General features: G+C 61.3%; 11 protein-coding genes and 1 tRNA gene. 5 read left to right on the top strand and 7 right to left on the bottom strand.

The annotated features are described in order from the left end of the window. Positions 1-14: 14 nt before the first annotated feature. The 3 genes from MH112_RS03595 to MH112_RS03605 are packed head-to-tail and all read right to left on the bottom strand — an operon-like array spanning position 15 to position 1,166. Positions 15-530 carry a DUF2939 domain-containing protein gene (locus MH112_RS03595; RefSeq protein ID WP_296563922.1) on the bottom strand — a complete coding sequence of 172 codons (516 nt, stop codon included), beginning with the start codon at positions 528-530 and terminating at the stop codon, positions 15-17. A 33-nt stretch (positions 531-563) separates the two neighbouring features. Beyond that, a complete protein-coding gene (locus MH112_RS03600) occupies positions 564-842 on the bottom strand; it encodes a DUF167 domain-containing protein (RefSeq protein ID WP_296563925.1) in 279 nt (92 codons plus the stop codon). Between the two features lie 9 nt (positions 843-851). Continuing rightward, positions 852-1,166 (bottom strand): YggT family protein, encoded by a 315-nt coding sequence (locus MH112_RS03605; protein WP_296563928.1) that lies wholly within the window; start codon positions 1,164-1,166, stop codon positions 852-854. A 143-nt stretch (positions 1,167-1,309) separates the two neighbouring features. On the opposite strand from MH112_RS03605, the gene MH112_RS03610 reads away from it, so the two are divergent. After that, positions 1,310-1,385: transfer RNA gene (locus MH112_RS03610), tRNA-Ala, on the top strand. 935 nt (positions 1,386-2,320) lie between these two features. After that, complete coding sequence (locus MH112_RS03615) at positions 2,321-2,542, top strand: helix-turn-helix transcriptional regulator (RefSeq protein ID WP_296563931.1); 222 nt, start codon at positions 2,321-2,323, stop codon at positions 2,540-2,542. Between the two features lie 5 nt (positions 2,543-2,547). Here the strand turns inward: MH112_RS03615 and MH112_RS03620 are convergent, their stop codons facing one another. Beyond that, on the bottom strand, positions 2,548-3,054 hold the full coding sequence (locus MH112_RS03620; protein ID WP_296563933.1) for a hypothetical protein: 507 nt from the start codon (positions 3,052-3,054) through the stop codon (positions 2,548-2,550). Between the two features lie 182 nt (positions 3,055-3,236). Between MH112_RS03620 and MH112_RS03625 the strand changes: the two genes are divergently transcribed. After that, complete coding sequence (locus MH112_RS03625; RefSeq protein ID WP_296563934.1) at positions 3,237-8,114, top strand: type ISP restriction/modification enzyme; 4,878 nt, start codon at positions 3,237-3,239, stop codon at positions 8,112-8,114. A gap of 90 nt (positions 8,115-8,204) precedes the next feature. Here the strand turns inward: MH112_RS03625 and MH112_RS03630 are convergent, their stop codons facing one another. Continuing rightward, positions 8,205-9,458, bottom strand: coding sequence for an AAA family ATPase (locus tag MH112_RS03630; RefSeq protein ID WP_296563937.1), 1,254 nt, complete (start codon positions 9,456-9,458; stop codon positions 8,205-8,207). A gap of 1 nt (position 9,459) precedes the next feature. Further along, positions 9,460-9,708 carry a helix-turn-helix domain-containing protein gene (locus tag MH112_RS03635; RefSeq protein WP_296563940.1) on the bottom strand — a complete coding sequence of 83 codons (249 nt, stop codon included), beginning with the start codon at positions 9,706-9,708 and terminating at the stop codon, positions 9,460-9,462. Positions 9,709-10,525: 817 nt separating this feature from the next. Here MH112_RS03635 and MH112_RS03640 point away from each other — a divergent pair. Together MH112_RS03640 and MH112_RS03645 are read left to right on the top strand one after the other, a co-directional pair. After that, positions 10,526-10,699 carry a DUF1508 domain-containing protein gene (locus MH112_RS03640; protein ID WP_296563943.1) on the top strand — a complete coding sequence of 58 codons (174 nt, stop codon included), beginning with the start codon at positions 10,526-10,528 and terminating at the stop codon, positions 10,697-10,699. A gap of 153 nt (positions 10,700-10,852) precedes the next feature. Further along, positions 10,853-11,497 (top strand): hypothetical protein, encoded by a 645-nt coding sequence (locus MH112_RS03645; protein WP_296563947.1) that lies wholly within the window; start codon positions 10,853-10,855, stop codon positions 11,495-11,497. A 122-nt stretch (positions 11,498-11,619) separates the two neighbouring features. Here the strand turns inward: MH112_RS03645 and MH112_RS03650 are convergent, their stop codons facing one another. Further along, positions 11,620-12,882, bottom strand: a complete 1,263-nt coding sequence (locus MH112_RS03650) for a site-specific integrase (RefSeq protein ID WP_296563949.1) — start codon at positions 12,880-12,882, stop codon at positions 11,620-11,622. Positions 12,883-13,112 lie beyond the last annotated feature (230 nt).

Here is a 13,112-nt window from a genome sequence, read left to right on the forward strand (position 1 = left end):
GTTGCCAGACTAGCTCAGCGGCGCAGCATGTCGATGTCGCCCTCGAAACCCGACAGCCGCCAGACCCCTTCGGTCTGGGTGAAGGTCAGCAGACAGGGGCCATCCTTAGCCCGGGTGGCGCAAACCCGACCGTCATCCAGCGCCTTCAGGGATCCGGCTATCGCCACACGGCCAGGCAGGGGCTGGGCGGCGTCATAGCCATAGTACTCGGCCACCCCGCGAAACACCTGCGGCCGGATCAGCTGCTCACTGGCGGCCTGGGCGATGGCCGAGCCAAGCAGGGCGCCGAGCGCCCGCATCTCCTCATTGCCCCCGGCCCGGGTGGCCTCGGCGGCGATCCGGGCCTCGATCTGGTCCCGCAGGGCCTGGCGGTCCACATGGCGTTCGAAGGTCGCCTCGTCCCCATCCCGGATGGCGGTCAGCAGGCTGTGCACATCACCGGCCGCGTCCAGCCGCTGCGGCGCCCCCGCGCAGGCGCTGAGGGTCAGGACGAGGGCGACGGGGATCAGCAGGCGAAGGGACTTCAGCATGGGGTCCTCCAGGGGCGGGTCATCTGCATCACCTCAAGGTGGCGATCCAAAGGCGCGGGTGATGTCGTCTTCCAGCAGATCGGCGATCTCCACCAGCTTCAGCCGTCCGGTCTGGCCGGCGGCGAGGCGGATGTCTGACCGGGGGCGGCTAAGGGCCTTGGCCAGAAAGGCGATGAGGGCGGCATTCGCCGCGCCGTCCACCGGCGGGGCGGCGATCCGCACCTTCAGAAAGACCCGGCCCTCATGGTCCTGGCCCCAGCCTTGGGCGGCGTCCCGTCCACCCCGGGGGGTCAGCCGCACCGCCAGGCGCATGGGGCGGTCCTAGACGAACAGGCCGATCAGGGCTGACTGGATTGCCGGCAGAATGAACCGCTGAATGCCCATCAGCACCAGAATGACGATGATCGGGCTGATATCGACCCCGCCCAGGGCCGGCACCATCCGCTGCACCGGGCGCATGACCGGCGCTGTGACCGCCTCAAGGGCTCGGGCGATGTTGAAGACGAACTGATTGCGCAGATTGATCACGTCAAAGGCGACCAGCCAGGACAGCACCGCATTGATGATGATCGCCCAGGTCAGCAGCTCAATAAGCGCCGATAGGATGAAGAAGACGAAATTGATGATGGCGATCATGGGGGGTCCCGATCTGTCTTGAGCGCTGCTTCTAGCCGCGAGGCCTCCCCCCTGACAAGGCGGAGCCGTGGCCCGGCGGGCCAGAACGCCCCCCGTGAGCGGCTTGACAGCGATCCGCCGCAAGCCTAACTCCCCGCCTTCCTGGGGCCGTAGCTCAGTTGGTAGAGCGCCTCGTTCGCAATGAGGAGGTCAGCGGTTCGATTCCGCTCGGCTCCACCAGGATTTCTCCTTTCATTTCAATGATCTATGGCTCAATCCGCGCTCTGCGGAGGGGCCGCCGGTTTTGGCCAGACACCAAATCGACATCACGGCGGGGCATTTCAAGGCCCTCTGGCCCGTCCTCGGTCGGCATGTGAGTCCTCATAGGCCTCGCTGTACGCACCGCGATTCGACGCCTCCTGGCTGGAGGGTGTCGGAAATCCGACCAGAAGTCCGAGGATGAAGTAGAGCGCGGTGCTGGCCATGCCTGCAAACAGGACGCCGAACTTCAGGGCGTTGATGGCGCTGGGATCAGGCTCTGTACGCTCTAGCCAGAACGCAAGTCCGAATCCTAGGATCGCACCTACGGCTAGGGCGGGCATTGTCACGTCGCTACTCAAATGGGGTCTCGCTTTTCATAGTGAGGAACGCGGGTAGGGGGGCGGGGGTGGCTTCCGCCACGGGTCCCATCTGAGGTCGGTGACCTCCCCTAGGGCGGCTCTGGCGGCGACCAATTTCTGAAACGTCGGCGGGCTACTGCTCGCCAACGTACTTTCCGTTGGGAGCCAATTTGCAGCGAGCGCCAAAGACATAGGTTCCGTCCGGGCAAAGGCGTGTCTGCGCGCGGGGGCTGGAGAGCTCATCCGTTTGGGACTTGCGGGCGCCAACATAGCTTCCGTCGGGCGCCAGCGCTCGCTTGCCTGCCACATAGGAGCCGTCGGGAGCGAGCTGCGGCTTTCCTCCGACGTAAGTGCCGTCGGGCGCGAGGTGACAGCGGTCTCCCGAGACGTAGGTGCCATCCGGGCATAGTCGCTGAGCATCTGCCCAGGTTGGGATCGCCAACAGTGCGACCGCCAGGATTACTGGTTTCATCATGTGCTGCTCCTGGAGCTCTGATCTGAAAATCGGGCTTATAATCCCTAGACCGTTCAGGTGCGCAAGATGCCCCTCTCCCTATGGAATGGGGCCGGATCGTTGGCGCGAATGTGCGCAGGCTGCGCAAGGCGCGCGGCCTGACTCAGGAGCAGCTCGCGCACGACGCGGGGATCGACCTGACCTATGTTGGCGGCATCGAGCGCGGGCGACGGAACCCCTCGCTGGCCGTGCTGGTGCGTCTGGCGGAGTCTCTTGGCGTTCACCCGCCCGCGTTGTTCGACGTGGACACCAACGCGCCCTGACGTCGTCAGACGCAGATGCCCATCTGCACGGCGACAACGGGCTTGCCCTGGTCGTCCAGCCAGATGCGGAACGTCCGACGCGCACCATTCACCTCAACGGCCGTGGCGGGCGACTTGAGGAAGCGACGGGCCATCTCCGATGCAGCGGCATTCCAGGCCTGCCGGGCGAAGGCGAGACGGCGCTGTGCTCGGTCCGTCGCCTGAGTGCGGACGTGCTTTAGGGCCTGGAGGCGCTGCGCCGCCAAGACCACACCCACATTGGAGTGATCCGCGTATGGCCGATCGCTCGGGAGGAGGTCGGGTGCAAGGAAGCGACCTACGAGTTCTGAGAGGGCGGCCAGAATGAGCCGTTCAACCTCTTTCTCATGCGCCTCACGACGCTCAATTGCCCATTCGCAGATGCGGATCAGACGGTAGGCGCGGTCCGCGCGTTCCAGTAGGGCGTCATCCGAGAGGCCAACTCTGGTCGGCTCAATCGGTTGAGTGCGAGATTCGGTGTCGCGTTTGGGCATGGCCGGTCCTCCTGAGCAGGGGGTATCTCCCCACCCATCAAAGACCGCGCGCCCGCACGCACGGGGGCGAGGGTCCTTTCTTCCAGGCGGCGACAAGGGAGCTGACGCAACCGCGAGTTCACATTTCCCCCGATGCGCGCCAGTGTGGCGCAAGGGCGCTAGGTGTCGCCCCAGGGGGCTAGATGTCTGACTTTCGCACGCTGCTAACCTCGCTCCGGGACGCGTCTCGGTCAGAACGGGAAAAGGGCACTTACTTCGAGCGCTTGGCCGTCGCGTTTCTGAAGAACGATCCAGGGATGCAGCAAGAGTACGAGGACGTCTGGCTGTTCTCGGACTGGGCGAAGGCCAACAGGCTGGACGGACGCGACATCGGCATCGACGCCGTCGCCAAGATCAGGGGCGAGGACAGCTTCTGCGCCGTCCAGTGCAAGTTCTACGCTGAAGGCTATCGCATCCAGAAGGGCGACATCGACAGCTTCCTGTCGAGCTCTCAGACCCGCCATTTTTCGCGCGGCCTGATCATCGACACCACCGGCGCATCCTGGAGTCCCAACGCCGAGGCCCTGCTGGACGACCTCAACATCACCCGCATTGGCCTCGACCGCCTAGAGGCCAGCCCAATTGATTGGGCGTCGTGGGTTCACAACGATGAGATCAAGATTGATCCGCCAAAGGAGATCAGGCTGCACCAGCGCGAGGCGCTAGAGGCCGTGCGCGATGGTCTGGCGAAGGCGGATCGCGGCAAGCTGATCATGGCCTGCGGCACGGGCAAGACATTCACGGGTCTGAAGATCGCCGAGGAGCTGGCGGGCGTCGGGAAGACTGTTCTGTTCATGGTGCCGTCGCTGGCGCTGATGAGTCAGACGATTCGGGAATGGACCATCGACGCGGCCGTGCCGATCCGCGCCTTCGCCGTCTGCTCGGACGTTCAAGTGGGAAAGCGTCGCAAATCGCAGACCGATGTCGCCGAGCTTGAGGCGCATGACCTCGACTATCCCGCGACTACCAGCGCTGCGAAGCTGGCCAGTAGGGCCGGTCGCACGTCGCCTGACCGCATGACGGTGGTGTTCGCCACCTACCAGTCAATTCAGGTGCTCGCCGACGCCCAGCGCCTGAATGGCCTTTCCGAGTTCGACTTGATCATCTGCGACGAGGCTCACCGAACCACGGGGGCGACGCTGGCGGGTGACGAGGAGAGCAACTTCGTCAGGATTCACGACCAGTCGTTCGTTGCGGGCCGGAAGCGCCTCTACATGACCGCCACGCCACGGGTGTTCGGCGAGGCGGTGAGGGAGAGGGCGAGCGAAGCTGACGCGGTCCTATGCTCAATGGACGACGAACAGCTCTATGGTGAGACGCTGTTCGCGAGAGGCTTTGGCTGGGCCGTCGAGAATCAGCTGCTGACAGACTACAAGGTGCTGGTGCTGGCGGTTGACGAAGGCATGGTCAGCACGGGCGTGCAGCGACGCCTCGCGGATGATCAGTCCGAACTCAAGCTGGACGACGCCACCAAGATCATTGGTTGTTACAAGGCCCTGACGAAGCAGGGCTTGCGTGGTGAACTGGTCACCGACCCGTACCCTATGAAACGCGCTCTGGCGTTCTGCCGGGACATCAACTCGTCCAAGATGGTGCAGAGCGAGTTCTCAGCCGTCGTCGCAGAGTACCTAGCCTCGGATGAGGGCCAACAGGTGGAGGGGGACGCAACGCCGCTGGACTGTCAGCTGCGGCACGTTGACGGCACCTTCAACGCCAAGGATCGCAATCGGCTGCTGGACTGGCTGAAAGAGGAGCATGGGGAGAACGCCTGTCGCATCCTGACCAATGCCCGCTGCCTGTCTGAAGGCGTGGACGTCCCTGCGCTAGACGCGATTCTGTTCATGCATCCGCGCAAATCGCAGATCGACGTGGTGCAGTCGGTAGGCCGCGTCATGCGTCGTTCGCCGGGCAAAAACATGGGCTACGTCATCCTGCCCATTGGCGTTCCGGCTGGTATGACGCCGGAGGATGCGCTGAACGACAACGAGCGCTACCGCGTCGTCTGGCAGATCCTGAACGCGTTGCGCTCTCACGACGAGCGGTTCGACGCGATGATCAACAAGGCTGATCTGGGCGTCGATATCTCCGACCACATCGAGGTCATCGCCGTCAGCAACAAGCTACCGACGAAGAAGGACGGTAAGGGCGGTAAGCCGAACATCGGCCATGGCAGCGCGGCGGAAGATGATGAGCGGGAGCCGGGTGTCGGCACGGAGCCCTCGCCGACACAGCCGGACTTCTTCCTCGACGAGTTCTCCAAGGCCATCATGGCCAAGATCGTCAAAAAGTGCGGTCGGCGCGACTATTGGGAAGATTGGGCAGGCGATATAGCCAAGATCGCCCAGACCCACATCACGCGCATCACTGCCCTGGTGGAGCAGCCCGGATCGGCTGAGCGCGCGGCCTTTGAGGGTTTCCTTGGCGAGCTGCGAGATGACCTAAACGACAGCATCACCGAGGGCGAGGCCATCGAGATGCTGGCCCAGCACCTCATCACCAAGCCGGTCTTCGACGCACTCTTTGAGGGCTACAGCTTCGCCCAGCACAACCCCGTTTCCCGGGCCATGCAGGCGGTTCTGGAGGTCCTGGACGAACACAGCCTGGAGAAGGAAACCGAGAGCCTTCAACGCTTCTACGCCAGCGTGAAGCGGCGCGCTGAGGGCATCGACCGCGCCGACGCCAAACAGAAGATCGTTGTCGAGCTCTATGACAAGTTCTTCCGAAACGCCTTCCCGAAAATGACCGAGCGGCTAGGCATCGTCTACACGCCTGTGGAGGTGGTGGATTTCATCATCCATTCCGTCAACGAGGTGCTTCAGGCCGAGTTTGGCCAGACCGTCGGAAGCCGGGGCGTCCACATCATGGACCCCTTCACGGGCACCGGCACCTTTATCACCCGACTGTTGCAGTCGGGCCTGATCAAGCCGGAAGAGCTTGAGCACAAGTACCGGCATGAAATTCACGCCAACGAGATTGTGCTCCTGGCTTACTATATTGCGGCCATCAATATCGAGGCGGCTTACCACGGAGTCGCAGGCGGCGATTACGTGCCATTCGAGGGTATATGCCTTACTGACACCTTCCAGCTTTATGAGCAGGAGCGTGATTTGATCAGCGATCTAATGGCCGACAACAGCAGCCGCCGTTCGCGCCAGAAAGAACTTGATATTCGGGTGATCGTCGGAAACCCGCCGTATTCGGTCGGCCAGGACAGCGACAACAACGATGCCGCCAATGTGGCCTACCCAAAGCTCGATAAGCGCATCCAATCGACATACGTCGCGCACTCGACCGGAAATCCAAGGAGTCTTTATGACAGCTACATTCGAGCGATCCGCTGGGCTAGCGACCGGATCGGCGATGCTGGCGTAGTTGCCTATGTGTCGAACGCTGGGTGGCTTGACGGAAAAGCTGCTGATGGCCTGAGAAAGTGTTTGGCGGAAGAATTCTCAGGCATCGACGTGTTCCACCTACGCGGCAACCAACGTACATCTGGCGAGAAATCCAAGCGTGAGGGAGGAAAGATTTTTGGCAGCGGCAGTAGAACGCCAGTGGCCATCACAGTGCTTACAAAGAATCCCAAGCGCGAGACCCCCAACGGAAGGATTCGTTTTCACGATATTGGGGACTACCTCACGCGAGAACAAAAGCTGGCGATTGTGTCCCGGTTCGGAAGTGTGGGAGGCATTGAGAGCGCTGGTGGCTGGCAGTCCCTAACGCCTGACGAACATAGTGACTGGGTGGGCCAACGAGATGGCAGCTTCCAAGCGTTCCCTCCACTTGGGGCTAAACGCGAAAGTGCAGATATCACGCTATTCGAGAACTACAGCGCGGGCGTGAAGACAAATCGAGACCCGTGGGCATACAATAGTTCTGAAAAAGAATTGGGCAAAAACATGTCTAGAATGATCGGTTTTTACCGTGAAAGTCTAGATCGCCCCGACAGGTCAGACATCAATGATGAAAAAAGCATTAGCTGGTCGTGGGTGCTTCGCGAGCGCTTTGCGAAACGGAAGATGGCTTCATTCGACCCGGGCAGCATTGTCAAAAGTATCTATCGCCCGTTCTCGCCACAAATGCTGTACTATGACGGGTTCTTCAATGAAAACCGTTACCTAACTCCCAAAATTTTCCCAACTGGACGTGAGCGAAATCGGGCGATCTACCTTACAGGACCCAGCGCGCCATCATTTTCTGTTCTGATGATCGATGCCGTGCCTTGTCTAGACGTGATGTCGAAAGGGCAATGCTTTCCTCGGTTCCTATATGACGGTCTTGAAGAAAAAGGCTCCACACAGGGAGATCTGTTAAGTGCGGGGAGTGCGTCAAGTGCAATGGGGCGAGACGCGATAACTAATGATGGTCTTGCATATTTCCAAGCGTCGTACCCAAGAGATACCATAACAAAAGATGATTTGTTCCACTATGTTTATGGCCTGCTTCACAGTGAGAACTACCGAAGCCGTTTTGCAGACAACCTCTCCAAGCAACTTCCCCGCATCCCGGCCGTAAAGAATCCGGCCGACTTCTGGGCATTTGTTGAGGCTGGCCGCAGGCTGGGCGATCTGCATTGCGAATTTGATAGCGCCGAGCCTTATCCGGTCACCATCGCCCAGGGCGATCTAAGGCTGGCCAACATTCCCGACCCGGAGAAGTTCTACCGCGTCGAGAAAATGAAGTTCGGCGGCAAGCGCCCGAACGTGGACAAGACGACCGTGATCTACAATTCCAACATCACCATGACCAACATCCCTCTGGCCGCCTACGACTACGTCGTAAACGGCAAGCCAGCGTTGGAATGGGTGATGGAGCGCCAGGGCGTAAAGACCGACAAGGCCAGCGGCATCGTCAACGACGCCAACCGCTACGCCATCGAGACGGTCGGCGACCCGGCTTACCCCCTCAAGCTATTCCAGCGCGTGATCACCGTCAGCCTGGAGACCATGAAGATAGTCCGCGCTCTGCCGCCGCTCGACATTGCGGAACCGGCCGCAAGGGAATCCGGGGAGCCGGTCGCGTAGCGCCTTCTCCCGCGGCCGCAGAGTTGCGCGCGGAGAGTGGGACAGGACACGGACACACCCTATAAAGGGTGTGTCCTGTCCCGTCCCATCTTACGCGCTGCCCTCAGTCGGGAGCAGCCAGATCTGATCTCCGAGACGTCGCACAAGCTTCTGTTCGGCGAGGCTGGCGATGGCGCGGTCGACTGATTTGCGGGTGGTCGCCTGCCACGTCCTTAAGGCCTCCGCGTCTGATGAAGGCGGCCGAAGATCAGCTCGATATCCTCGCTCAATCAGACTCGCACGTAGCGCCCCTACGGATACCACCCGTTCCGCAGACTGGTGATCGGCGGCGGCTGGAACGCTTGCTCGGATCGCGGCGAGCACAAGTGGCGCGTCGGGATGCGGCTGACGCGCGACGCTTCCCCCGTTGGTTTTCGGCCTTGCCGGAACGGGGACCTGACGCACAACACAAGAACTGACTGCCACGCCGTTGGGCGCGGTAAGCTCTATGGGTTCAAGCTCGAAGGCCAACGTGGCGGCCTCTGGGGCATCGGACTGCTTTGTATTCGTGATCGTTCGGACCGGGCTGCCAGAGGTCCTCTCCAGGCGGAGAATGAAGTCGGCAGCGTCTTCCCACTCGCCAGCGCCCTTGACCGACGCGTCGCCGCGTCTTCCTGACTGAAGCTTGGCGACGTGAGCGACCAGCATCACAGTGACGTTTGCGCAATCAATGATCTGACTGACGCTGTGGATGGTCCGATTTGCGACGCTGGCATCCGACACGCCTCCGCCTCCAATTGCCCGAGCGAGCGTGTCGATGAAGATCGCCTCAAGGGGGACGCCCATCGCGTCAAAGTGAGGTCGGGCCTCCTCATTGAGGAACGAGATTAGCGTTTTGACGGCCTTCTCATCCGTAAGGTCGGGCACGCCGTCGACGACCATGACGGCTAGGTCCCGCCCCGCGTGACCATTAGCTTTGATCCAGGCGAGCAGCCGCTTCGCGAACCGCGATCTCTTCTCGCCGACAAAGATGATGGAGCCGAAGGGCTGGCCGATCCGATGCCCCATGTAGTCGGGGCCAACCGCGCCGCGATACGCCATATCCACGACTTGGAAGGACTTGCCTGCGCCCCGATACCCATAAATGAAGCCGTAGGCCTTGCGGGGGACTAGCCCCTCTATCAGCCACTCGTCTTGCTCTATGGGCATCTCGTGGCCCCACTCAAGCGCGAAGGGGAGGGCGGCCTTACGATCTCGTTCGTATCGAGCCCGCCATCCTCGCCGATCATCCTCGGAAGCAGGAAGGTGGATTGAGCCGCGTTCCATTTGAACGCCGACCCACTGTTCGAATGTCGGGAACAGCATGTCAGGCGCGCTCCCCGTTACGCTGGCCGATCTCGGACGTCGAGCGCCGGGAGCTGGCGGACACCCATGCGTCGATTTGATCGCGGCCATAGAGCACGCGTCGCCCGAGTTTTAGGTAGGGGGGGCCGTCTCCGCTAACCCGCCACTTGTTAAGGATTGAGACCGAGAGGCGTAGCCGTTCGGCGGCCTCCTCGACGGTCAGAAGGAATTGGCCCTGGGACGCAGGGCGGGGGTCGTTTGATACGGACACTTGCCGCTCTCCTGTTGAAGACAACGGCTATCCAGATATCGCCCTCAACTAGGGGCGGTCGTCCCGGCTTGCCAGGAAATCCGCGGTGACCCTTTGGGTGCCTAGGGGATTGAGCCTGATAGGTGACGACCCCCGGGGACATATCGATAAACGATAAACCCAGGAGTGCTGCGGATTTTTTATCCACAGGAAAGGGCGTCGCTGTCTGGCGGGTCGCTACAAACTCGTCCTCATCCAGGCGCTGCGCGTGACAACGGCCATGGCTGCTGGAATCATCGACCGTCTCTGGGGAATGGTTGATTTGGTCGCGATTATGGAGGCCGGGGCAAAGCCAAAGCGACTGGCAACAAACAAAAGGCGTGCCGCGTGAGCACGCAGGTGTTCAGGGATTTCGTCAGATTTCACGAAGCTCGACTGCGGCGCTCGCTGCTACCTGACGAGTTGTCGCGGGTCACCGCAGCCTACTTTGCGAATGACGATTTGCGCGGTCTGAAGATGCGCCTGAGGATCGCGCTCCGGGGGTAAATTCAAACTGACCCACGACGAAGCTAGGCGACAGAACACACCGCGAACGCATGGCTAATTGTCGTTAGCCCCCATGGTGTATCTTCGTTCTGCGAATGACCGATTCGGTTCATTCGTCGGACAAGGCACTGAGGCTTCAACCTCGCCCCTATACGCCGCAAAAGGCAGAGTTCGCAGCCGAGCCTTTGCGTCGTCCAGGTCGCGAGCCTGAAGCTCCAGCGCCCATTCCGATCCCTCGTGCTGGTACTCAAAGAGATACCGGCCATCACCACGATCTGAGGAATCAGAACCCATGTACTATCTCGTTTACAAAGACGTTCAAGGATATTGGCGCTGGACCCTTTACGCCGCCAACGGCCAGAAGATCGCCAACTGCGGCGAGGGCTACTTCAATCGCGCTGATTGCGAGCACGGCCTGAACCTCACCGCCAACTCGCGTGGTTTGCCCGTCAAGTACGCCGCCTAGCGGTTAACAGGGCCTTACGCAACCTTGGGCGCGGGCTTCGTCTCGCGCCCCTTTTCCTGCGGCTTGTGCGGGCTATTCGTCAGGTTGCCAAGGACGCGATGAAGCTCAGCGTCTGCGTCTTCCCGCTTGTCGTCGTCAGAGGGCTTATCCGCCATGAGCGATCACAATAGTGCAGAGTTGTCGGCGAAGAACGAGAAAGTCCGGCGCGAGACGGCCGTCTATCACCAGGCCCTGGGCGAGATGATCGAGAGATTTTCACGTGTTGAGGGACAGCTGCAGCGCGTCCTTTGGCGCGAAACCAGCACGCCCCCAGAGGTTGCCAAGGCGATCTTTTCGGGCGTTCGGATCGACCAAGCGCGGGACCTTATCAGGAGAACGCGCGAAGCCCGTGGAGCGCCAGAAAGCAAACTGCTGGCCCGCATGTTCACGCAACTAGGCATACTAAACCAAGCGAGGAACGACATTGTTCACTTCGGCGCTTGGGGCGACCCAGAATTGGGCAGGGTGGTTACAAACCGCAGGTTAGCTCACATCCCCGAGCGCGTACGCGTGTTGCCGATTTCCGCAGAGATCCTGAGAAACATGTCTCATGACCTCGCCATCATCAATGAGTGCATCCAAGCGCACCTCATGATGATCGCGGAGACGCCAGAGCGAACAATTGATCCAGAAGATTGGATCGGTAAGGTCAATCAGCCGCTGGCGACTTACTTGAGCCTCGGACTTTCTCCATGGCACTATAAGCAGCCGTCACAAGGTTTTACTGGTCGTAGGAGCCAGAAGGGCTCTCAAGGGTAGCAACCTCAGCCCGTCACATTTCTGCGGTCATGCCAGCTTCACTTCATCGCACACTGGGAGGTGTCGGCTCGCAATATGCTGATGAAAGTCGAGGCGAGAGCAAGCCCTCGCCTCTCGGCGCGTCAGGCCGCGCTGACCTTCGCCTGTTTCCTGATGAAGTCCGCCACGACCGAGGCCGCCGCTTGCGTCGGATCGTCCCCCAGGTGGGTATAGCGTTCCGCCGTTTGAGTCCGAGAATGGCCAAGCGACTTGGCGATAATCGGCATGCTGAAGCCTGCCTCCGCCAATGCGCTTGCATAGGTATGGCGCAGATCGTGTACGCGCACGTTGGATAGGCCAGCGGCAGCGCAGGCGCGCTTGAACGCCTTCCTGACGCCCGTAGCATGACCGCCGCCGCGTGCCGCTGGAAACACATGCTCGCCGTCTGACGTGTGGTGCCGTCGCGCGAGGATTGTAGCGGCCTCGCCCGATAGAGCGATCCGCCGCTCGCCGTTCACGCCCCCGGCCTTGGTGCGCTCTGGCGGGAGCGTCAGGGTTCTTCGCCCTAGGTCCACCTCAGACCACTTCAGGCCAAGGATTTCCGTCTTTCGCGCCCCAGTAAGCACGAGGAGGCGGATGGCGTCGGCGAAGGTGGGGTTCAACTCTCCTGTCGCCTCCAAACGCTCCAGCGCGTCCCACAGGGCCGCCGTTTCGCTGCCGGAGAGGTAACGAGCCTTAATGGGCGGGGCGGCTAGGCGTACTGAAGCGAATGGGTTGGTTTGAACCAGCTCATGTTCCATGGCCCAGGCGTACATGGCCGCCGCCGTGGTCCGCGTGCGGCGGGCCACCCCTGGACCGCCAGTCACGCGCGCCCGTCCGCGCTTTCCCGTCTTTTCGTCTCTGGCCGTCCCCCCCTCAGTGATCTCCCGGATTGCTCTGTGGGCGTCTGCCTTGGTCACCTCGTCGGCGATGCGGCTTCCGATGAGCGGTCGGATATGTCGGTTCAGGTTGCTGGCGTCATTCACCCAGGATGAGGCCCGCTTGGCCGGTTTGGTGGTGGGGCCGTCGGACAGGTACGTGTCGATGAGGCCCGCCACGGTGATCCTGTTTTTGGCGGCCCGATTCTCCGCAGCGGGGTCACGTCCATCTCTCGCTTGGGAGAGGACCTGGCGGGCCTTCTCGCGCGCGCCTTCAGGCGTCCAGGGGGAGCCATGGCGACCGATGGTCACGATGGATTGTTGCGCTGCGCCGCGCTTATAGCGGACGGCATAGACCTTTTTCCCACTCGGATAGGCTCGGACAAGGAATCCGGTGAGGTCGGTATCCCACAACCGGCTCTCGCCTTTAGGCGGAATGGGGAGCGCATCCACCGAGCGCTTCGTGATCTTTGCTTTCTGGTTCGTCACGGGTGTCTCCATTGCGACGAGCCGCCCGACACCGGCTAGACACCAGCAGCAGGACAACTCAGGCAAACATGGGGTAAGTCGGGGCGCGGGCTCGGTCGTCCCGGTCGCCTGTTTTCAGCGGCTTAGGTTTGTGGGGCTATCGGTGGGAAGCTCGGGGAAAGGCCCATGCTCCACATTCGCAATGAGGAGGTCAGCGGTTCGATTCCGCTCGGCTCCACCAGGATTCTCCA

The organism is Phenylobacterium sp. (assembly GCF_022402485.1).
Classification (GTDB): Bacteria; Pseudomonadota; Alphaproteobacteria; order Caulobacterales; family Caulobacteraceae; genus Phenylobacterium.